At 61.2% G+C, this 20,001-nt stretch carries 20 protein-coding genes; 13 read left to right on the forward strand and 7 right to left on the reverse strand.

From position 1 onward, the window contains the following. The first annotated feature begins 19 nt into the window (after window positions 1-19). The 3 genes from NL123_RS09605 (at window position 20) to msrA (ending at window position 3,379) form a co-directional block, all read left to right on the forward strand. On the forward strand, window positions 20-1,366 hold the full coding sequence (locus NL123_RS09605; RefSeq protein ID WP_248483218.1) for a hypothetical protein: 1,347 nt from the start codon (window positions 20-22) through the stop codon (window positions 1,364-1,366). A 65-nt stretch (window positions 1,367-1,431) separates the two neighbouring features. Further along, entirely contained in the window at window positions 1,432-2,778 is a 1,347-nt protein-coding gene (locus NL123_RS09610; RefSeq protein ID WP_248483216.1) for a hypothetical protein, read from the forward strand. Window positions 2,779-2,872: 94 nt separating this feature from the next. Continuing rightward, on the forward strand, window positions 2,873-3,379 hold the full coding sequence (msrA, locus tag NL123_RS09615) for a peptide-methionine (S)-S-oxide reductase MsrA (RefSeq protein ID WP_248483214.1): 507 nt from the start codon (window positions 2,873-2,875) through the stop codon (window positions 3,377-3,379). A 225-nt stretch (window positions 3,380-3,604) separates the two neighbouring features. Here msrA and NL123_RS09620 read toward each other — a convergent pair whose 3' ends face one another. The 4 genes from NL123_RS09620 to NL123_RS09635 form a co-directional block, all read right to left on the reverse strand. Next, window positions 3,605-3,946: a DUF6124 family protein gene (locus NL123_RS09620; RefSeq protein ID WP_248483212.1), complete on the reverse strand. Its 342-nt coding sequence runs from the start codon at window positions 3,944-3,946 to the stop codon at window positions 3,605-3,607. A 322-nt stretch (window positions 3,947-4,268) separates the two neighbouring features. Then, window positions 4,269-5,519, reverse strand: coding sequence for a flavin-containing monooxygenase (locus NL123_RS09625; protein WP_494357646.1), 1,251 nt, complete (start codon window positions 5,517-5,519; stop codon window positions 4,269-4,271). A 20-nt stretch (window positions 5,520-5,539) separates the two neighbouring features. Then, a complete protein-coding gene (locus tag NL123_RS09630) occupies window positions 5,540-5,986 on the reverse strand; it encodes a type II 3-dehydroquinate dehydratase (protein WP_248483208.1) in 447 nt (148 codons plus the stop codon). 25 nt (window positions 5,987-6,011) lie between these two features. Next, window positions 6,012-6,434 carry a RidA family protein gene (locus tag NL123_RS09635; RefSeq protein WP_248483206.1) on the reverse strand — a complete coding sequence of 141 codons (423 nt, stop codon included), beginning with the start codon at window positions 6,432-6,434 and terminating at the stop codon, window positions 6,012-6,014. Between the two features lie 182 nt (window positions 6,435-6,616). Here NL123_RS09635 and NL123_RS09640 point away from each other — a divergent pair, with 182 nt between their 5' ends. From NL123_RS09640 to argE, 7 genes are all read left to right on the forward strand, one after another. After that, the gene (locus NL123_RS09640; protein ID WP_092250662.1) at window positions 6,617-7,591 is read left to right on the forward strand and encodes a LysR family transcriptional regulator; all 975 of its coding nucleotides are present in this window, start codon (window positions 6,617-6,619) and stop codon (window positions 7,589-7,591) included. Between the two features lie 260 nt (window positions 7,592-7,851). Beyond that, a complete protein-coding gene (locus tag NL123_RS09645; protein WP_248483204.1) occupies window positions 7,852-9,369 on the forward strand; it encodes an amino acid ABC transporter permease/ATP-binding protein in 1,518 nt (505 codons plus the stop codon). Between the two features lie 27 nt (window positions 9,370-9,396). Then, complete coding sequence (locus NL123_RS09650; RefSeq protein ID WP_494357647.1) at window positions 9,397-10,269, forward strand: phytanoyl-CoA dioxygenase family protein; 873 nt, start codon at window positions 9,397-9,399, stop codon at window positions 10,267-10,269. A 27-nt stretch (window positions 10,270-10,296) separates the two neighbouring features. Then, window positions 10,297-11,127 (forward strand): ABC transporter substrate-binding protein, encoded by an 831-nt coding sequence (locus tag NL123_RS09655; protein ID WP_248483200.1) that lies wholly within the window; start codon window positions 10,297-10,299, stop codon window positions 11,125-11,127. A 54-nt stretch (window positions 11,128-11,181) separates the two neighbouring features. Beyond that, window positions 11,182-11,913 carry a class II aldolase and adducin N-terminal domain-containing protein gene (locus tag NL123_RS09660; RefSeq protein ID WP_248483198.1) on the forward strand — a complete coding sequence of 244 codons (732 nt, stop codon included), beginning with the start codon at window positions 11,182-11,184 and terminating at the stop codon, window positions 11,911-11,913. Between the two features lie 9 nt (window positions 11,914-11,922). Continuing rightward, window positions 11,923-12,597: a DUF1028 domain-containing protein gene (locus NL123_RS09665; protein ID WP_071492834.1), complete on the forward strand. Its 675-nt coding sequence runs from the start codon at window positions 11,923-11,925 to the stop codon at window positions 12,595-12,597. Then, window positions 12,594-13,742, forward strand: coding sequence for an acetylornithine deacetylase (argE, locus tag NL123_RS09670; protein WP_248483194.1), 1,149 nt, complete (start codon window positions 12,594-12,596; stop codon window positions 13,740-13,742). The genes NL123_RS09665 and argE overlap by 4 nt, the downstream gene beginning before the upstream one ends. A gap of 122 nt (window positions 13,743-13,864) precedes the next feature. On the opposite strand, the gene NL123_RS09675 is transcribed toward argE, so the two are convergent. Then, window positions 13,865-15,106 carry an acyl-CoA dehydrogenase family protein gene (locus NL123_RS09675; protein ID WP_494357648.1) on the reverse strand — a complete coding sequence of 414 codons (1,242 nt, stop codon included), beginning with the start codon at window positions 15,104-15,106 and terminating at the stop codon, window positions 13,865-13,867. A gap of 241 nt (window positions 15,107-15,347) precedes the next feature. Here NL123_RS09675 and NL123_RS09680 point away from each other — a divergent pair, with 241 nt between their 5' ends. The 3 genes from NL123_RS09680 to NL123_RS09690 all read left to right on the forward strand — a co-directional run bounded on the left by NL123_RS09680 (window position 15,348) and on the right by NL123_RS09690 (window position 17,077). Further along, on the forward strand, window positions 15,348-16,271 hold the full coding sequence (locus NL123_RS09680; RefSeq protein WP_494357649.1) for an ABC transporter substrate-binding protein: 924 nt from the start codon (window positions 15,348-15,350) through the stop codon (window positions 16,269-16,271). Window positions 16,272-16,410: 139 nt separating this feature from the next. Further along, window positions 16,411-16,713, forward strand: coding sequence for a type II toxin-antitoxin system RelE/ParE family toxin (locus tag NL123_RS09685; RefSeq protein WP_494357650.1), 303 nt, complete (start codon window positions 16,411-16,413; stop codon window positions 16,711-16,713). A 1-nt stretch (window position 16,714) separates the two neighbouring features. After that, the gene (locus NL123_RS09690) at window positions 16,715-17,077 is read left to right on the forward strand and encodes an addiction module antidote protein (protein WP_058425648.1); all 363 of its coding nucleotides are present in this window, start codon (window positions 16,715-16,717) and stop codon (window positions 17,075-17,077) included. 79 nt (window positions 17,078-17,156) lie between these two features. Here the strand turns inward: NL123_RS09690 and gudD are convergent, their stop codons facing one another. Beyond that, entirely contained in the window at window positions 17,157-18,482 is a 1,326-nt protein-coding gene (gene gudD / locus NL123_RS09695; protein WP_248483185.1) for a glucarate dehydratase, read from the reverse strand. A gap of 19 nt (window positions 18,483-18,501) precedes the next feature. Continuing rightward, window positions 18,502-19,860 carry an MFS transporter gene (locus NL123_RS09700; RefSeq protein WP_494358290.1) on the reverse strand — a complete coding sequence of 453 codons (1,359 nt, stop codon included), beginning with the start codon at window positions 19,858-19,860 and terminating at the stop codon, window positions 18,502-18,504. Window positions 19,861-20,001: the final 141 nt, after the last annotated feature.

The following is a 20,001-nucleotide window of genomic DNA, read 5'->3' on the forward strand; positions in this document are numbered from 1 at the left end:
CTACGCAAGGTGAATACTAATGATCACTATCAGCCCTAATACCTCCTCGTCTAACAGTCGCGTGACGAATGAATCCGGCGGCATTGTTATTCCGTCAACAGTCTCGCCTGACAACGCCCAGGCTGATGCCCCCCTCTCTACACGTAATGCCGGCACCACCACCGTCTCAATCCTGGCGCGTCAACTGAGTGATGCGGCACAGCGGGCGGAGACACCCGTTGGCCAAAAGAACGCCGACTCCCTAGAACCCATCACCGACGAACAGTATTTCGCCAACAAGGCACAACACGACGCAGAGACTCCAACGGCCAATGACCCAGAACTCCTGGCCCGTGCGCGACAAGCGACCGGTTTCCTCAGCGGTCATGACAGCAACCCCTTCAAGGGACTAGGGCGAGATCAACTCAACCTGATCGCCCGCGACAACGGCGGCGCCTTCACGGTTAACGAGCGAAGGGTGGCGTGGGAAACTGTCCAGTCGATGGCGCCTTCAGGCGCTTCTAATCCCACGCTGGTCCCCATTAACGGTCGTGAGATCTTCATTTCGCGCATGTTTCACAATGACGAACCACCCGTTGCCCTTCCACCCGCGACCTTTGAAAACGGCACTCAAAATCGCAACGACTTTCTCACCCTCGATGACCGTGCCTTGATCTCGGATATGTACGCTTATGCACATTCAGAAGGTGCGGATCTACGTCACGTCGACCGATTGGTTTATGCACTCGCTGACTATCGTTATTTCAGCGACGGTCGCCAACTCATTAGCAATAATGGCTATTACGTCGATGAGTATTGGACGACGTTCGATTTCAAGCCGGAGGACGCCGCCATCGCTTCACGGATACTGTCCAGTTCAGCGCTCGGCAACAGCCGTGTTGACCAGGGTTTTGTGAAGCACATCCTGGATCCGGGCATCGGGGTGTACTCCCACTTTGGCGGCATACCGTTCCTGGAGCGTATGGTGAAAAAATTCTCCAGTGAAGGTGCGGATCAACCCCCCCTCGGCAGTGAGTACGCCACCTTCAACTACGCCAAGGCGGCGGACCATATCGTCACCACCACGCACAAGGACATAAAACTTCCCCCCTCCGAGGCCCTCTTCGAAGTCGTCAACGGGGTATGGAACCTCACCGAATACGGCAAGGCCACCGGCTATGTACTGGATGCGGCTAACCGGCGTGTCTATAAGCCAGAGGAACCACGCAGCGTTTCAACTCACCCGGTTTCAAACGTGAACGGGCCTGACGGTGATGCTTCCAACAACACCTTTCTGGATGCCCTCGCCGACACCCGCAACCCGCCCCAGTCGCGCTGGGTCTGGCCCGGCCACCTGTTCAAACTGATGAAAAACTTCAAACCCTGAGGTGCCGGCGCACTGCATTCCATGTCCGTGAGTCAGGCGGATTAATAGAGGCTAGGTGAAGACAAATGGTCACTATCAGTCCTTATACGCCATCGTCCAACAGTCGCGTGACAAGCGATTCCGTCAGCGGTGCTACTCCGTCCGCTATCTCGCTTGATGGCGGTGAACGTGATGCGCCCATTGCTTCAAGTAATAACGGCACCACGACCGTCTCAATCCTGGCGCGTCAATTGAGTGATGCGGCACAGCGTGCGGAGGCGCCCACGGGCCAAAAGAACGCCAACCCCCTCGAACCCATCACCGACGAACAGTATTTCGCCAACAAGGCACAACACGACGCAGAGCTTCCAACGGCCAATAACCCGGAACTCCTGGCCCGTGCGCGACAAGCGACTGGTTTCCTCAACGGTCATGACAGCAACCCCTTCAAGGGACTCGGGCGAGATCAACTCAACCTGATCGCCCGCGACAACGGCGGCGCCTTCACGGTCAATGAGCGAAGGGTGGCGTGGCAAACGGCCAAGTCGATGGAGCCTTCAGGCGGTTCTAGTTCGGGGCAGGCTGCCAGTGTCGGCCGTGAGATCATGATTTCGCGCGTGTTTGGCGGTAGAGAACCCCCCGTCGCCCTTCCACCGGCCACTTCAGTGAATGCCCTTCAAAGAGCAAGCGACTTCCTCAACCTCGATGATCGTGCCTTGGTCGCGGATATGTATGCATATCTACAGTCAGAAGGTGCGGATTTAGGCCACGTTGATCTTTTGGTTTGGGCACTCGGCGAGTATCGACGCTCCAGCGACGGTCGCCAATACATAGCCACCAATGGCTTTTACGTAGACGGGTATTGGACGACGTTCAATTACAAGCCAGAGGACGAGGCCATCGCCTCACGCATACTCACCAGTTCAGCGCTCAGCAGCACCCGTGTTGACCCTGGCTTTGTGAAACACATCCTGAACCCGGGCATGGGCGCGTTCACCCACATCGGCGGTATACCGTTCCTGGAACGTATGGTGAAAAAATTCTCCGACGAGGGCGCGGATCAACCTCCACTCGGCAGCGAGTACGCCACCTTCAAACACGCCAAAACTGCAGACCATATCGTCACCACCACGCACAAGGACATCAAGCTTCCACCCTCAAAGGCAGTCTCCCAAGTCATCGACGGTGTCTGGAGCCTCACTGAGTACGGCAAGGCCGCCGGTTACGTGCTGGATGCAGCCACCCATCGGGTCTATAAGCCGGAGGACCCGCCAAACGATCCAACTCTCCCGCGTCCAAACGTGAATGGACCTGACGGTGATGTGCCCAACAAAACCTTTCTGGACGCTCTCGATGAGACTCGCGACCCGCCCCAGTCACGCTGGATCTGGCCCGGCCACCTGTTCAAACTGATGAAAAACTTCAAACCCTGAGGTGCTGGCGCACTGCGTAACAAACCGTGAATCTTGCTATTGGCCAACACGGCCCCATAACTAGGCGGGTATCCACTGAACGCAAGGGCAGACCATGACCAAACCAACCGAAACCGCCATCCTCGCCGGCGGTTGCTTCTGGGGCATGCAGGACCTGTTGCGCCGCTACCCCGGCGTGCTGCACACCCGCGTCGGCTACACCGGCGGCGACGTGCCGAATGCCACCTACCGCAACCATGGCAACCATGCCGAAGCGATTGAAATCGTGTTCGACCCGGCGGTGATCAGCTACCGGCAGATTCTGGAGTTCTTTTTCCAGATCCATGACCCGAGCACGCCTAACCGGCAGGGCAATGACCTGGGGCCGAGTTATCGCTCGGCGATTTATTACCTGAACGAGCAGCAGCGCGCTGTGGCCGAGGACACGGCGGCGGACGTGGATGCATCGAAATTGTGGCCAGGCCGTGTTGTGACCGAGATTGAGCCGGCGGGGCCGTTTTGGGAGGCGGAGCCGGAGCATCAGGATTATCTGGAGCGGATTCCCAATGGCTATACCTGCCACTTTATTCGGCCGAATTGGAAGCTACCCAAGCGTGGCTGAAAGCACGCAAGGCCTTTAGGTAAAACTGGCGATAAGTACCCTGTGGCGAGCGGGCTTGCCCCGCGTTGGGCTGCGAAGCAGCCCCAAAACATAGCCCCGGAGCTGTCTGGCACACTGCAGTGCTCTTATTGGGGCTGCTGCGCAACCCAACGCGGGGCAAGCCCGCTCGCCACAGTTGCAGTGTTCGCCCTTATGGGGCGGTATCAGCCGGAGATGGCCGGTTTCTCAAAGACCTTGATCAGCTTCGCGCTCCATCAGCTTATCCACCAACAAAACCCCCAACTCACTCAACTGGTGAATGGCCAGCGCCACATCCCGCTGTTTCCCCGTCAACGCCTCCGACAGGTCGAGCAGCAAGGCGCTCACCGAGGAAAAGGTTTCGTAGCTGTTGACGATCAAGGTCTCGTTGCTGGCGTCGTTGGCGATGCTGAACAGCGTTGTCGATGGCGGTGGAGGTGGCTCTGGCGGTTCGGCGCCGGTGTTGAGGTAGTGATCAATTGCACGGTGCGCCGCCTGATTCAGTTTCAGGTCCAGACTGTTTGGAGGGTTGGGTGTGACTTTGAACATGTGTGTTGTACCTGTTTTAGGGCCACCACCTTTTCGCTACTAAACGAGAGGGTGGCAGCTGTACGCAGGTTAGTAGACCGGGGAAACACACAAAGCCGGCGCGCCCGAGGGCGCCCTGCGCACAGCCACCATCAAGCACAGACAAGAACATCTGATCGATGAGGCTCATGCACTTTATGTTGTCACTCGGGCTACTAAACCCGATCACTGAGTGTTCAGCGACCGAGCCACGTTAGAGACACCCACCCAAGCGCACAAGCCGGCGGATTCTGACGCAACTGTAGGCAACGGGGCAAGGTGCGGTCGACCTGCCCTGAGCGTCTTAGGACTTGTCGTACGCCATGTACGCGTTCTGCAACACGATATGGTCCGCCACGTACTTCGCATCGTGCCAAACCCCATAGATAAACGACGATGCGCGGTTGACCAGGTTCGGCAAACCCAGGAAGTAAATCCCGCTTTGCGCCGAGATCCCGCGCTTGTGGAACGGTTCGCCTTTTTCGTCGAACGCGTCCACCTTCAACCAGCTGAAATCGAAAGTGAAGCCAGTGGCCCAAAGGATCGTGGTCACGCCCGCTTCAGCCAGGTCCAGGTTCAACATCGGATTCACCAAACACTCTGGATCAGGCAACAATTCCCAGGCCTGTGGCTCCGGCGGAAACGGCAAGCCATTGGCCTCGATATACGCATCCGCATCGCGCAGCACATCGAAGTAAGCGCGGTCACCTTCAGCCACGTTCTCGGCCAACCCCGGTTGAAACGTCATGACGCCCTCCACCCAGTCCTGGGTGACACCCACCAACTGAATCCCCTGGTGGGCCAGTCGGCGAAAGTCCACCGTCTTGCCGCCTTCATAGCCACTCACCGCAAACGCCACGTGTTTTTTCTTCGGCTGGATTTTGACTTCATCCCACAAGCCCAGTGCTCCCAGCCACCAGCAATAGTCACGGCCACGATAGGCGCGGGGCGGGCGGTAGTGTTCGCCCACCGAGAGGTACACGGTCTTGCCGGCCTTTTGCAGTTCTTCGGCGATCTGCGAGCCGGAGGCACCGGCGCCGACTACCAGCACGGCGCCTTCGGGCAGTTGGCCGGGGTTCTTGTAGGCAGAGGAATGCAGTTGGTGCAGCGCTGCGCTGGCGGGGACGATGTTCGGGATTGAGGGGCGCTGGAACGGGCCGGTGGCGGCCACCACGTTGACGGCTTCGATCACACCCGCGGAGGTGGTGACCTTGAAGCCGGGGCGCCCTGCATGGCGTTCCACCGACTGGACTTCCACGCCCGTGCGGACAGGGGCCTGCAACTTATCTGCGTAGGCCTCGAAGTAGTCGGCCATGCGCTCTTTCGGCGGGAAGGCTTCCGGCGAAATGCCTTCGAAGGTGAGACCGGGAAAGCGGTCATGCCAGGCCGGACCGTTGGCGACCAGTGAGTCCCAGCGTTCCGAGCGCCAGCGTTCGGCGATGCGGTGGCGTTCCAGCACAAGGTGGGGCACGCCCATCAGGGACAGGTGCTCGCTCATGGCGACGCCGGCCTGGCCTGCGCCGACGACCAGGGTGTTGATTTTTTCGACGGACATAGGCGGTTCCTGAACAGTCATTAGGCGGTTTGGCCTAGCAATTCGGCCACAGCCGTGATTGCCAGTTGGTAACCCAGCGCCCCCAACCCGGCGATCACACCGGTGGCGGCCCTGGACACGTAGGAGTGGTGCCGGAAGCTTTCACGCTGCCAGATATTGCTCATGTGCGCTTCGATGATCGGGCCGTCGAACGCCAGCAGCGCATCGAGGATCGGCACCGAGCTGTAGCTGAGCCCGGCGGCATTGATCACGATGGCGTCGGCCTGCAGGCGTGCTTCCTGAATCCAGTCCACCAGCACGCCTTCATGGTTGCTCTGGCGAAAGTCCAGCCTCAGGCCCAGCGCGGCGGCGTGGCGTTGGCAGCGGGCGTCGATGCTGGCGAAGCTTTCGCTGCCATAGGTGCCGTTTTTATCCAGCCCATACAGGTTGGCGTTGGGCCCGTTGAGGAAAAACACACGATGGGTCATGGGGCACTCCAGGCAATCAGCGTGTTCATACGGCCCAATCGTCCGGCACCACGGCGATCACATCGATCTCCATCAACCACTCCGGCTGGCCCAGCCCGGAGATGACCAAGCCGGTGGAAATCGGGAACACACCTTTGAGCCACTTGCCCACCTCCTGGTACACCGGCTCGCGGTAGCGCGGGTCGATCAGATAGGTGGTGGTCTTCACGATATGCGACAAATCCGAACCTGCTTCTTCCAGCAGTTGCTTGACGTTCTTCATCGCCTGCTCGGCCTGGGCGCGCGGGTCGCCGAGGCCGACCAGGTTGCCGTCGAAATCGGTGCCGATCTGGCCGCGCACGTAAATGGTGTTGCCGGCGCGCACGGCCTGGCACAGGTCGTTGTCCAGCGCCTGGTTGGGGTAGGTCTGTCGGGTATTGAACATGCGAATACGGGTGTGGGTCGGCATAACGGCAGCTCGTGGGAAGCGGGATAGATCCAGCTTCACACCGCCCCGGTTGCGGCGAAACCAGCATTTGCGCGGGGTAGTGCTTAGGAAAAACCGAAGCCCATGCAGGTCATCGGTTTGCGCCTGACCCGGCACGAACCCTGCAACACCACCTGCACAGTCATTGTTGAGGGGCAGGCGTCATGCTCAGTCGTATTACTCAGCGTCAACTGGAGTATTTCGTCGCGTCGGGAGAGGCGGGCAGCATCAGTGCGGCCGCCGAGCGCATCCATGTGTCGTCACCGTCGATCTCGGCGGCGATCACCCATATGGAGGCGGAGCTGGGCATCCAGCTGTTTATCCGCCATCACGCCCAGGGCATTTCCCTCACGGCGGTGGGGCGCCTGGTGATGCAGGAAGCCAAGCTGATCCTGGAGCAGATGACCAACCTCTACACCATCGCCTCGGAGTCCTTGAACACGGTGCGCGGGCCGTTGCGCGTGGGCTGCCTGGAGTCGCTGGCGCCGATGATCACGCCAGAGCTGGTGTTCGGTTTCGGCCGGGCCTTTCCCGGCGTACGGCTGACGCAAGCCGAGGGCAACCATGAAGAGCTGCTGGAAAAACTGCGCAGCGGCGAGCTGGATATCGCCCTGACCTACGACCTGGTGACCAGCCCGGACATCGACTTCCAACCCCTGGCGCAACTGCCGCCCTACGTGATGGTGGGCGAGTACCACCCGCTGGCGAACTCGCCGGCCGTGAGCATGCAGGACCTGGAGGCCTACCCGGTGGTGCTGCTCGACACGCCGTGGAGTCGTGACTATTTCCTCAGCCTGTTCATCCAGGCCGGCACCACGCCGAACATCATCATGCGCTCCACCAACCTTGAAACGGTGCGCGCCATGGTGGGCAATGGCATCGGCTATTCCTTCGCGAATGCGCGGCCCAAATCGAATATGTCCCAGGACGGCAAGCGCGTCATCCGCCTGCGCCTGGCGGGTGCGCACCGGCCGATGCGCCTGGGCTACGCCACGGCCAGCAACACCCAGTTGTCGCGGGTGGTGTCGGCGTTTGCCGAGCGGTGCCGCATGTTTGTGTCCGACCAGTACATCCCCGGCATGGCGCCGCCAAGCTTTTTTGATCCGCATGCCGTGCGGGTGTTGAGCGGTGTGAGCTGAGGTTGCACCAATAAGTGGCGTGCGCAATACGGCCGATTCAAGCCTGCACCAATGGTGGGAGGGGGCTTGCCCCCGATAGCGGTGTGTCAGCTACCCATCAGTGGGCTGATCCATCGCCATCGGGGGCGAGCCCCCTCCCACATTGGATCTGCATAGGTTCTGCCTACCCAGTGCCCCGGCTTTTACGAATTGACCCCAACCGCCTCCCGCCACGACTCTGAACCCATCGATGTAGATCAACTTCTCAGGGCACAGCGACGATGACATTCGACTGGAATTACATGTTTGGTTTGCTGGGCGATGCCGAGTTCTGGCGCGCGACGTGGACGGTCATCAAACTCAGTACCCTGACCTGGGTGTTGAGCATTGGCCTGGGCTTTCTGCTGGCGCTGGCCAAGCAATCCCGACATGGTCTGCTCAGCGTGCCGGCTCGCGGCTATATCTGGCTGTTCCGCAGCCTGCCGTTGCTGGTGCTGCTGATCTTTATCTACAACCTGCCGCAAGCGCTGCCGGGCACCTCGGCGGTGCTGGCCGACCCGTTCTGGTCCGGCCTGTTGGCGCTGGTGATCTGCGAAACCGCCTATGTGGCCGAGATCCATCGCGGTGGCCTGCTGTCGATTCCCAAGGGCCAGGGCGAGGCGGCGCGGGCGCTGGGCCTGAAGTTCTTCGGCACCCAGTGGCGCGTGGTAATTCCCCAGGCGCTGCGGGTGGCCTTGCCGTCGCTGGCCAACGAGTACATCTCTATCGTCAAGCTCACCTCGTTGGTGTCGGTGATCTCCCTGACCGAGATCCTGATGGTCGGCCAGCGCCTGTATTCGCAGAACTTCCTGGTGATCGAAACCATGGCGGCGGTGGCGTTCTTCTACGTGTTTATCGTCACGGTGTTCGACTTCCTGCTCAAACGCCTGGAGCGCTTTCTCGACGTCAACCAGCGCAACGTGTCCCGCATGCCCGATGCGGCGGTGTTGGCCCTGGCGACCCAACAGCGCACCGCCTTGGCGCGCCCGGCCAATAATGGCGAGTCGGCGTTGCAGGCCACGCGCTTGCACAAGGCCTACAACGATATCGAGGTGTTGGGCTCGGTGAATCTGCAGATCCAGCCCGGTGAAGTGGTGTCGGTGATCGGCCCGTCGGGCTCCGGCAAGACCACACTGATTCGCCTGCTCAACGGCCTGGAGCAACTGGATAACGGCGAGATCAGGATCAACGGCCAGCCCTTCATTCACTTGAACAAAGTCGGCGCGCAGAAACCCCAGTACGTCGAACACGCCGAACATCGCCTGCACATCGGCATGGTGTTCCAGAGCTTCAACCTGTTCCCGCACTTGAGCGTGCTCGACAACTTGCTGATGGCGCCCAAATACCACCGCCTGGGCGCGACCGCCGAGCTCAAGCAACAGGCCTACGCGCTGCTGCACAAGGTCGGCATGCTCGACCACGCCTGGAAGTACCCGCACCAGCTTTCCGGCGGCCAACAGCAACGCGTGGCCATCGCCCGCGCGCTGATGATGCGCCCGCAGATCATGCTGTTCGACGAGCCCACCTCGGCGCTGGACCCGGAGAAGGTCAACGAGGTGCTGCAGGTGATCGAAGCCCTGGCCGAGGAGGGCATCACCATGGTCATCGTCACCCACGAGATGAACTTCGCCTTCAAGGTCTCCGACCGCATCGTGTTCATGGAGAAGGGCCGCGTGGTCTGCGACGACACGCCGGGCGCCCTGCGCAGCGGCCACAACCCACGCGTGGAGGCGTTCCTCAAGGACGTCTCGCTGGCGTGATCTGTTTAACGTTCAGGAAACACTAAAATGATCGAGCAATCGCAAGTCGAACAATTCCAGCGCGACGGCTTCCTGGTGGTAGAAGGCGTGCTGTCACTGGATGAAGTGGCCGCGCTGCAGCATGACTTCGACCAATGGGTGGAAGAAAGCCGCAGTCATGACCGGGGCTGGGGCGCCACCGTCGATGGCCGTGAGCGCTTTGACCTGGAGGGTGACCACCGCGCCGACCACCCGTCGCTGCGCCGGGTCAGCTCGCCCACGGAGATTTCGCCGGCGTATGAGCGCGTGGCGTTGCACTCGCGCATGGCGGCGATTTCCGCGCAACTGATCGGCGCCCAGGGCACGCGTTTTCACCACAGCAAGATCAACTCCAAACTGCCCCACACCGCGACCCAGGTGAAGTGGCACCAGGACTTCCTGTTTACGCCCCACAGCAACGACGACATCGTCACCGCCTTGCTGATGGTCAGCGAAGTGACGCCGCAGAACGGCCCGCTGAACGTGATCCCCGGCAGCCACAAAGGCCCGCTGTGGTCGCACTGGCAGAACCAGCGTTTCACCGGCTCGGTGGACGACAGCGTGGTCGCGCAACACTGCCAGCAACCGGTGGCCTGTTACGGCCCGGCCGGCTCGGTGTGCTTCATGCACACCCGGCTGCTGCATGCTTCCAGCCCTAACGAGACCGAACTGCCGCGCACGCTGTTCATCAGTGTCTATGCCGCTGAAGACGCGCTGCCCTTCGGCGAAAACCCGTTGCCCAGCGCACATGCCGGCCTGCTGGTGGCCGGTGAAGAAAGTGGCCTGGTGCGTTCCACCGACAACCACATGCGCTTGCCGCAGAAACCCCGTGGCGCGTCGTTCTTCTTTCAACAGGCGGGACAAGATTCAGCCACTGCCTAACCCCCCAAACCCTTGCAGGTAATCACCATGACAGCGTTTCGTAAAAGTGTTCGTCCCCTTGCCGTGTGCCTGCTGGGCGCAGCGGTTGCACTGACCTCGCTGGCCGCTTCGGCGTTCCAGCAGGACGGCAAGATCATCGCCGGTTCCGATGTGACGTTCTTCCCGTATGAGTACATGGATAACAACAAGCCGGCAGGCTTTGATATCGAATTCATGGACGGCCTGGGCAAGGTCATGGGCCGCAAGGTCGAGACCCTCGATACGCGCTTTCCCAACCTGATCACCGGCCTGCAAGCCGGGCGTTTCGACGTGACCAATTCGTCGATGTACATCACCGCCGAGCGGGTCAAAGTCATCGACATGATCCCTTACCTCAAGAGCGGCGAGTCGATCCTGACCCTCAAGGACAGCAGCTTCCAGCCCAAGACCCCGGAGGAGTTCTGCGGCCACAAGATCGGCTCCATGGGCGCCACCTCGTGGCTGGCGCAGATGAACAAGCTGTCCACCGAATACTGCGTGGCCAAGGGCCTGAAGCCGATCCAGATCAGCGAATACAGCACCGACCCGCAAACCACCCAGGCGCTGCTGGCCCACGCGGTTGAAGCACAGATCACCGACGCCGCCGTGGCCCGGGGCGTGATCGACAAGCTCGGCAGCCGCGTGGTGATCTCGTCCGACACCTTGATCTACCCGGTGCTCAACGGCTTCGGTGTGAAGAAAGGCAATGACACGGTGAAAAAAGCCCTGCTCGACGGCCTGGACAAATACCGCGCCACGCCGGAGTACGCCGCCCTGCTCAAGAAGTACAACTTCCAGGCGCCGACCGATGCCGACATTGCCGCATTGATGCCGAAGTAAACCTACACGCGCGTGCCGCATTCGCCTGCGGCCGCGCCCTGCGGAGTCCGATCCATGGCGTTATCCCACGAAGAACAGACGCGCATCGACCTGGCGGCGACCTTTCGCATCATCGCCCACCTGGGCATGCATGAGGCGGTGGCCAACCACTTCAGCGCCGCCGTCTCGGCCGATGGCAAACAGTTTTTGCTCAACCCGAAGTGGAAGCACTTTTCACGTATCCGCGCGAGCGATCTGCTGCTGCTGAACGCAGACGACACCGCCTGTGCCGATCATCCCAACGTGGATGCCACGGCGTGGTCGATCCACGGGCAGATCCACCGGCTGCTGCCGCAGACCCGTGCGGTGCTGCACCTGCACCCGGTGTACACCACGGCGGTGGCGTGCCTGGCCAGGCCGCACATCCCGCCGATCGACCAGAACACTGCGCGCTACTTCAACCGCGTTGCCGTGGACGAGCTGTACGGCGGCATGGCCGACACCGAGGCCGAAGGCGCGCGCCTGGCCGGGCTGCTCGACGGCAAGACGCGCTTGTTGATGGGCAACCACGGTGTGATGGTCACGGCTGGCTCCATCGGTGAAGCCTTCGACGATATCTGGACCCTGGAACGTTCCTGCCAGATCCTCGTCACGGCCTGGTCCACCGGGCAGCCGTTGCGAGTGTTGTCCGATGACGTGGCGGAAAAAACCGCGCGCGGCTGGGAAGGCATCGCCGACTTTTCGCGCCAGCATTTCGAAGAAATGAAGCAGTTGATGATCGCCGCGGACCCTTCCGTGCTCGACTGAGGACACCCCATGACGTTTTCCGTTGTCGCCCGCTGCGCCGAGACGGGCCAGTTGGGCATTGCGATCAGCTCATCGAGCATTGCCGTGGGTGCGCGTTGCCCCTGGCTGCGCCCCGGTGTGGGCGCGGTGGCGTCGCAGAACATCACCTTGCCGAGCCTGGGGCCACAGGTGCTGGATTTACTGGAGCAGGGCCTGGCGCCGAGTGAAGCGCTGGCGATGTTGGCCGGTCAGGATCACAGCGAGTATCGCCAGGTCAGCGTGATTGATCACCTGGGCCGCACCGCGCATTTCAGCGGTGCGCAGACCCTGGGCATTCACCACGCAGTGAGCGGTGAGGGCTGCGTGGCGGCAGGCAACATGTTGGCCAACGCTGAGGTGATCGAGGCCATGGTGGCGGCGTTCGAAGCGGCCCCGGGGCACCTGGCCGACCGGCTGCTGGCCGCGATGCACGCCGGTGTGGCGGGCGGTGGCGAAGCCGGGCCGGTGCATTCGGCGGCGCTGGTGATCGTCGATGACCTGCTGTGGCCGGTGGTCAATCTGCGCGTGGATTGGGCCGATACGGGCCCGATAAGCGCCCTCGACCAACTCTGGCAAGCCTATCGCGGGCAATTGCAGGATTACATCGACCGCGCCCTCAACCCGCAGATCGCACCGGGTTATGCGGTGCCGGGAGATGACCGATGAACAGCCGCGACCTGCTGGCGCAACTGGTACGTTTCGACACCACCAGCCGCGAATCCAACCTGGCCTTGATCGACTTCGTGCGCACTTACCTGCAAGACCACGGCGTGGCCTGTGAACTGGTTTACAACCCACACAAGAGCAAGGCCAATTTGCTTGCGACCATCGGCCCGGCGCAGGTGCCCGGCATCGTGCTGTCCGGGCATACCGATGTGGTGCCGGTGGACGGGCAGCGGTGGAGCGTGGCGCCGTTCGAGCTGACGGAACAGGACGGCAAGTTGTACGGGCGTGGCACGGCGGACATGAAGGGCTACATCGCTTGTGTGCTGGCATGCGTGCCGGCGTTGGTGCAGGCGCCGTTGCGCATGCCGGTGCATATCGCGCTGTCCTACGATGAGGAAGTCGGCTGCCTGGGCGTGCGCTCGCTGATCGAGCGGTTCCACGGGCAGCCGGTCAAGCCGCTGCTGTGTGTGATTGGCGAACCCACCGAACTCAAACCGGTGCTGGGCCATAAAGGCAAGCTGGCGATGCGCTGCCAGGTGCATGGCGCGGCGTGCCATTCGGCGTACGCGCCGGCGGGCGTGAACGCGATTGAATACGCGGCGCGGCTGGTCAGCGAGCTGGTGCGGCTCGGCGAAACGCTCAAGGCGCCAGAGCATCTGGATGCGCGTTTCGACCCGGCGTTTTCTACGGTGCAGACCGGTTTGATCAGCGGCGGCAAAGCACTGAATATCGTGCCGCAGGAGTGCAGTTTCGACTTTGAAGTGCGCTCGCTGCCGGCCCAGGATCCCTGGCAGGTGGTGCAGCAACTGCGCGACTACGCTGAACAATCCTTGTTGCCGGCGATGCGGGCAGTGAGTGCGCAATCGGCGATCAGCCTCAGCGAGTTGTCCAGTTATCCGGGGCTGGCCACGTCGCCAGAAAGCCAGGCCGCAGAGTGGGTGGCGCAGTTCTGTGGCTCGCCGGATTTTGGCACGGTGGCCTTTGGTACCGAAGGCGGGTTGTTCGACCAGGCCGGTATTCCCACGGTGGTTTGCGGGCCGGGGAGTATGGCGCAGGGGCATAAGCCGGATGAGTTCATCAGCCTGGAGCAGTTGCAGGCCTGTGACCGGATGTTGGCGCGGGTGCTGAAGTTTGTGAGCGTGTAGGTTACCTGTGGGAGGGGGCTTGCCCCCGATGGCGGTGGGTCAACTAACAATGCAGTGACTGGATGTCCGCAATCGGGGGCAAGCCCCCTCCCACATTTGATCTTTGTTGTGCCCTCGAACTGTCAGTGCTTTGCCACACCCACCCGCCACTGCGCGGGCGGCAGGATTCCATTCACCAGGTAATTGCCCACAATCCGCGACTTGTACACACGCGGGTTGTGGTTCGCCAGGGTGCGCGCATTGCGCCACAGCCGGTCCAGCGCCTTGCTGCTGGCAGTGGCGCTGGCGCCCAGGGCATCGAACAAGGCCGTGGTCGCGGCCAGCGTCGCATCCACCACCGGGTTCACCGCCAGGCACACTTCCAGCTCGGCCAATGCAACCTGCGGGTCATCGTCATGCAGTGGCTGGTCGTGGGCAATCACATACTGCGCGGTGTACTCCAGGCGCCGGGCCGCTTGCTGGGCGATGGCTTGCGCGGCGTAGGCCTGGCTCGCGACTTCACCAATCACCTGTAGCAGCTGCACGTCCTGGCTCGCCGTGTCGGCATTGCCGGTGGTGAAGGTGCGGGCGCGCTGGCTGAGTTCTTCGGCACCACTGAGGGCGGCGCGTCGGGCGATACCGGCGAGGGTGCTGAGGTGGTAGAGCTGGAAGAACGACTGCCCGTGACCAAAGCGCTGTTGGGTGGGGCGCGCGTCGTCGTCCACCACCGGTGCGTTGTCGAAAATGCACGTGCCGCTGGCGGTGAGGCGTTGGCCGAAGCCGTTCCAGTCGTCGACGATCTTTACCCCTGGGGCTTTCAGGTCGACGACAACCGTATACACGGTGCCGTTTTCACCGGTTGCAATGGTATTGATCAGGTCGCTGTAGAGCGCGCCGGTGGTGTAGAACTTCTTGCCGCTGATGCGCAATGCGCCGGCGGCATCGCGGTGCAGGCGGGTGTCGAAGTCGCCACGGGCTCCGTTGCCGACTTCGGTGCTGCCGGGGGAGAGCAGGGCGCCTTGGCCGAGGCGGTCCAGCCACTTGGCGCGCCAGTCGAGGTCCTTGGCGCTGAGTACGTCTTCGCAAAAACCAAAGTGGCCGCGCAGGGCCTGGGTGATGTTGGAGTCGGCGGCGGACAGTTCAGTGAGCAGCGTGAGCAGCTCGACCAGGCTCGCATCCTGGCCGCCATAACTGGCCGGCAGGCGCCAGCGTGGCAAACCCAGGGCATTCAGTTGCTGGATCACCGTGGCGAGGCTGGCGCGTGTCTGATCCGCCTCGGCGGCCTGCGCGAGAATCTGCGCAAACAGTGGGCGAAACGGCGCGGCCAATTGTTCGTAGCGGGCAGTGGGCGGAGCGCCCCAGATATTCAAAGCGGGAATCGACATGCAATGGACCTTGCTGAAAGTAGTTCAGGTGCTGGGGTCCAGTGGTCTGGTGACGTCACCCTAACCCAGGGGCGGCGAAGGTTTTAATACGAAAAGCAACTAGCGACCTGTGGGACGGTTCTATCGATAGTGCCCAACAGTATTAAACCCCGCGCTTTTATTGCGTTAGCTTCTACCTCAAGCGACCAGACTGCATGCCCACAGATGGTTAAACCAACCCTCTAACCCTGTGGGATTTTTCATGATCAACCGTCGAACACTGCTGTCCTTGCTGGGCGTGGCCTCTCTTGCGCTCTATGGTCCGTCGGCCAGCGCCGCTGAGCCGTTGACTCTCGTCGTGGGTGACCAGTTCTTCTCCAATCGCATCGTGCTGGAGCTGTCGGGCGAGCTGAAGGACTTGCCTTACAAAATCGACTTCAAGCGCTTCAACACCGGCTCCCCGGTGGCCTCGGCCGTGGCCACCGGCGCGCTGGATGTGGGCATCGTCGGCGACACCCCGGTGATCAGCCTGGCCGCCAACGGCGCACCGGTGAAAGTCGTCGCCAGCACCCAGACCAGCCTCGACGGCGTGGGTATTGTGGCGCGCAAGGGCATTCACTCGGTGGCCGACCTCAAAGGCAAGACCGTTGCCATCTGGAACGGCTCATGGAGCCAGCAACTGGCGTACAAGGCGCTGGATGAAGCGGGTGTGCCGCGCAGCAGCGTCAACTTCAAATACCTGCTGCCGGCCGAGGCCAGCCTGGCGCTGACCCAGGGCGACATCGACGCCTTCGGCACCTGGGAACCCTACGTGTCACTGCAGGAAAAAGAAGGCAGCACCCTGATCCGCAACGCCAAGGACCTGATGAGTGCGCCGACCTACATCGTGGCGTACGAGCCGGCCCTGGCGCAGAAAAGCGCGATCATCAAAGACTTCATTGCCCGCCTGACTCGCGCCCGAGTCTGGAGCAACACCCACGTCGATGAATACGCCGAAGCCTGGTCCAAGGCCAACCAGTCGGCACCGGAGATTGCCAAGGTGTGGTTCAAGCGCGATGCGATCAAGGTACTGCCGATCTCGCCGACGATTATCAGCGAGGCCCAGGCCACGGCGGACTTTTTGGTGGATGCACAGATGTTGAAGCAGCGGTATGACGTGGCGCCGTTGTTTGATCGGGTGCTTTAAACACTGGGGAAACAAGCACTCATAGTATCCATCCGATGTTTGTGCGGGTGCTGAACTAGGGTTTTTTGTTCCGGCGCTCACCGGAAACAAAAATCCATTGGCATCGACAAGGGGTAGCCTGTAGGCTACAAGTGATACTGTGACTAATTTAATCGGCAGGACGCCGGAGTTTGATACATGGCTCGACGGTATGCGGGATATCTGGGGGAAAACGGCGGTGCTGACCCGCTTGGACCGAGCGGAGGAAAACAATTTTGGGGATTGTGAATCGGTAGGCGACGGCATGAGTGAAATGCGTGTGTTCGTCGGGCCTGGTTACAGGATGTATTTCGTGCGTACGGGGATCACCGCTTACGTGATGCTGTGGGGCAGTGATAAGACTGACCAGAAAAGAGGCATCAAGCGGGCAAAAGAGATTCTCGATGCCCTGAGAGGTAAATGAAATGAGCGAATCGAAATTCAAACCCGAGGACATGCCGATCCTCGATCTGGATACGTCCGGAACCAGCGTCTATGAGGCTTCGCGCTTTCTCGACAGCCCGGAAACCATCAGTGCGTATCTGGCGCAGAGCATGAAGGCTCAAGACCTGCAGGTGCTCATGAAGGCGCTTGCCGAGATTGCCAAGGCCCAAGGTGTGAACAAGGTGGCCGAGGCCGCTGGGGTGAACCGGGAGAGCCTGTATAAAACGTTGAAAGGCGGCTCGAAGACCCGCTATGAAACGATCCAGAAGCTGATGCTGGCCTTGGGCGTCGAGCTGACGGTGCAGCCAATTGCAGGAGCGAGCTTGCTCGCGAAGAAAACCTAGGCAGCGCGTTTACCCAGGGGGGGCGCGTTTTTCGTTGGCGATCTTCGCGAGCAAGCTCGCTTCTACAGTGGGTGGGCGTTTATCGCACCAGGCACGGCTGTTTGTTGTTGAAGCGCCACCCCGGAATCAAGAATTGCATGGCCACGCTGTCATCCCGCGCGCCGAGGCCCATGCCTTTGTAGACTTCGTGGGCCTGGGCCACCGCGTCCATGTCGATCTCCACACCCAGGCCTGGTTTGCTTGGGACCTTCACGTAACCACCTTCGATTTTCAGTGGCGCTTTGGTCAGGCGCTGGCCGTCCTGCCAGATCCAGTGGGTGTCGATGGCGGTAATATCGCCCGGCGCTGCGGCGGCGACCTGGGTGAACATCGCCAGGGAAATATCGAAGTGGTTGTTGGAGTGCGAGCCCCAGGTGAGGCCCCATTCATGGCACATCTGTGCGACGCGCACCGAGCCCTGCATCGTCCAGAAGTGCGGGTCGGCGAGGGGAATGTCCACCGACTGCAACTGGATCGCGTGGCCCATTTCGCGCCAGTCGGTGGCGATCATGTTGGTGGCGGTTTTCAGTCCCGTGGCCCGGCGGAATTCGGCCATGACTTCGCGGCCCGAGTAACCGTTTTCGGCACCGCAGGGGTCTTCGGCATAGGCGAGTACGTGGTGCTGGTCGCGGCACAGGCGGATAGCCTCTTGCAGTGACCAGGCGCCGTTCGGGTCGAGGGTGATGCGTGCGTCCGGGAAGCGTTCGGCCAGGGCGGTGACGGCTTCGATTTCGGCATCGCCGCTCAATACGCCGCCCTTGAGCTTGAAGTCGTTGAAACCGTATTTGGCCTGGGCGGCTTCGGCTAGGCGCACCACGGCGTCGCTGGTCAGGGCTGTTTCATGGCGCAGGCGGAACCAGTCATCGTCGCTGTCGGCTTCGTTGCGGTAGGCGAGGGTGGTTGCGCTGCGGTCGCCGACATAGAACAGGTAGCCGAGCATTTTCACCGCATCGCGCTGCTGTCCTTCACCGAGCAAGGCCGCCACCGGCACTTCGAGAAACTGGCCCAGCAAATCGAGCAGTGCTGCTTCCATGGCGGTGACGGCATGGATAGTAATGCGCAGGTCAAAGGTCTGCAGGCCGCGGCCGGCAGCGTCGCGTGAAGCAAAGGCGCTGCGCATCTGGTTGAGGATGCGCTGGTACTGACCGATAGGCTGGCCGATCACCAGGCTGCGGGCGTCCTCCAGGGTTTCGCGGATGCGCTCGCCGCCGGGCACTTCGCCGACGCCGGTGTTGCCCGAGCTGTCCTTGAGGATCACGATATTGCGCGTGAAGTACGGCCCATGGGCGCCGCTGAGGTTGAGCAACATGCTGTCGTGGCCGGCGACGGGGATGACCTGGAAGTGCGTAACGACGGGAGTATTCATGGCAGGTTCCTGACTGGGCTCAAAGTGGTTTGCCGAGAGCGGCGGTGGGCACGCTGCTCGCTGGCTTCAATGCGGCAGAGGGGGACGTCTTGGCAAAGAACACCAGGATCGCGGCGAGCACCGAGGTGCCGGCCAGGCCATAGAGGCCGCCCTGGATCGAACCGGTGGTCTGCTCCAGGAAACCGAAGGTGGTCGGCGCCACAAAGCCGCCCAGGTTGCCGATGGAGTTGATCAGCGCGATCACCGCAGCGGCGATGCGCACATCCAGGTAGCCCTGGGGGATCGGCCAGAACAGTGACGACGCCGACTTGAAGCCGATGGCCGCAAAACAGATCGCCACAAACGCGAAGATCGGCCCGCCGGTGGTCGACATGAACATCCCCGCCGCTGCAATCAACAGCGCTGCCGCGACCCAGGCCTGCTGGAACTTGAATTTGCCCGAGAGCGAGGCGAAGGCGTACATGGCGATGATCGAGATCAGCCACGGGATCGAGTTGAAGAAGCCGACCTGCACATCACTCAAATCGCCCATCTTCTTGATGATGCTCGGCAGCCAGAAGGTAGCGGCGTAGATCGTCAGCTGGATGCAGAAATACAACGCGCAGAACAGCAGGATCTGGCGGTCCTTGAGCAGCTTGCCGAGGGTCGGCTTGACGCTGGTGAGGGCTTCGCGGTCGCGTTGTTCCTGGTCGATGGCATTGACCAGTGCGTCCTGTTCCTCGCGGGTCATCCATTGGGCGTCGTGGGGTTTGGAGTCCAACCAGAACCACACAAAGAACCCCAGCGCCACCGAGGCCAGGCCTTCAATGGCAAACATCCATTGCCAGCCATGCAAGCCAAACCCTTCGATCTGCAACAGCGCGCCGGAAAGCGGACCGGAAATCAGCGACGCGACCGCCGAGCCACTGAGGAAAATCGCAATGGCTTTACCACGCTCCACACCGGGCAACCAGCGCGTGAAGTAATAGATCACCCCCGGGAAAAAGCCGGCTTCAGCCACACCCAGCAGGAAGCGCAGGATGTAGAAGTGGGTTTCGTTCTGGATGAACGCCATCAGCGTGGCGACGATGCCCCAGGTGAACATGATGCGGGTCAGCCAGATACGTGCGCCAACCTTTTGCAGCAGCATATTGGAGGGCACTTCGAAGAGGGCGTAGCCGATGAAGAACAGCCCGGCGCCGAAACCATAGGCCGCAGCGCCGATGCCCAGGTCGTGTTCCATGTGCGTGCGCACAAAGCCGATATTGACCCGGTCGATGTAGTTGAGGATGAACATGATCACGAACAGTGGGAGCACATGGCCCTTCACTTTGCTCACGGCGCGCGTGAGGACTGGATCATTTTCGGGTGTGGCAGATGCGTGGCTTGAAGTGGTCACCATTCAAAACTCCCCCTGATTGTTTTTATGCGGGTGTGTGTGTCTTGTTGATAGACATCATACAAGTTGATTTATTTTTTTCGCAACAGTATTGGGGTTTTTTGATTTTTAAAATGCGTTTTTAGTGTGTTGTCATACAAG

The sequence above is a fragment of the Pseudomonas sp. FBCC-B1565 genome, assembly GCF_059133265.1.

Excerpts from the sequence above, each read along its gene's own strand:
- NL123_RS09680 (WP_494357649.1), top strand. The coding sequence starts at position 15,348 with ATGATCAACCGTCGAACACTGCTGTCCTTGCTGGGCGTGGCCTCTCTT.
- gudD (WP_248483185.1), bottom strand. The coding sequence starts at position 18,482 with ATGAATACTCCCGTCGTTACGCACTTCCAGGTCATCCCCGTCGCCGGC.
- NL123_RS09660 (WP_248483198.1), top strand. The coding sequence starts at position 11,182 with ATGGCGTTATCCCACGAAGAACAGACGCGCATCGACCTGGCGGCGACC.
- NL123_RS09690 (WP_058425648.1), top strand. The coding sequence starts at position 16,715 with ATGAGCGAATCGAAATTCAAACCCGAGGACATGCCGATCCTCGATCTG.
- msrA (WP_248483214.1), top strand. The coding sequence starts at position 2,873 with ATGACCAAACCAACCGAAACCGCCATCCTCGCCGGCGGTTGCTTCTGG.
- NL123_RS09610 (WP_248483216.1), top strand. The coding sequence starts at position 1,432 with ATGGTCACTATCAGTCCTTATACGCCATCGTCCAACAGTCGCGTGACA.
- NL123_RS09655 (WP_248483200.1), top strand. The coding sequence starts at position 10,297 with ATGACAGCGTTTCGTAAAAGTGTTCGTCCCCTTGCCGTGTGCCTGCTG.
- NL123_RS09630 (WP_248483208.1), bottom strand. The coding sequence starts at position 5,986 with ATGACCCATCGTGTGTTTTTCCTCAACGGGCCCAACGCCAACCTGTAT.
- NL123_RS09620 (WP_248483212.1), bottom strand. The coding sequence starts at position 3,946 with ATGTTCAAAGTCACACCCAACCCTCCAAACAGTCTGGACCTGAAACTG.
- argE (WP_248483194.1), top strand. The coding sequence starts at position 12,594 with ATGAACAGCCGCGACCTGCTGGCGCAACTGGTACGTTTCGACACCACC.
- NL123_RS09650 (WP_494357647.1), top strand. The coding sequence starts at position 9,397 with ATGATCGAGCAATCGCAAGTCGAACAATTCCAGCGCGACGGCTTCCTG.
- NL123_RS09625 (WP_494357646.1), bottom strand. The coding sequence starts at position 5,519 with ATGTCCGTCGAAAAAATCAACACCCTGGTCGTCGGCGCAGGCCAGGCC.
- NL123_RS09665 (WP_071492834.1), top strand. The coding sequence starts at position 11,923 with ATGACGTTTTCCGTTGTCGCCCGCTGCGCCGAGACGGGCCAGTTGGGC.
- NL123_RS09675 (WP_494357648.1), bottom strand. The coding sequence starts at position 15,106 with ATGTCGATTCCCGCTTTGAATATCTGGGGCGCTCCGCCCACTGCCCGC.
- NL123_RS09640 (WP_092250662.1), top strand. The coding sequence starts at position 6,617 with ATGCTCAGTCGTATTACTCAGCGTCAACTGGAGTATTTCGTCGCGTCG.
- NL123_RS09635 (WP_248483206.1), bottom strand. The coding sequence starts at position 6,434 with ATGCCGACCCACACCCGTATTCGCATGTTCAATACCCGACAGACCTAC.
- NL123_RS09605 (WP_248483218.1), top strand. The coding sequence starts at position 20 with ATGATCACTATCAGCCCTAATACCTCCTCGTCTAACAGTCGCGTGACG.
- NL123_RS09645 (WP_248483204.1), top strand. The coding sequence starts at position 7,852 with ATGACATTCGACTGGAATTACATGTTTGGTTTGCTGGGCGATGCCGAG.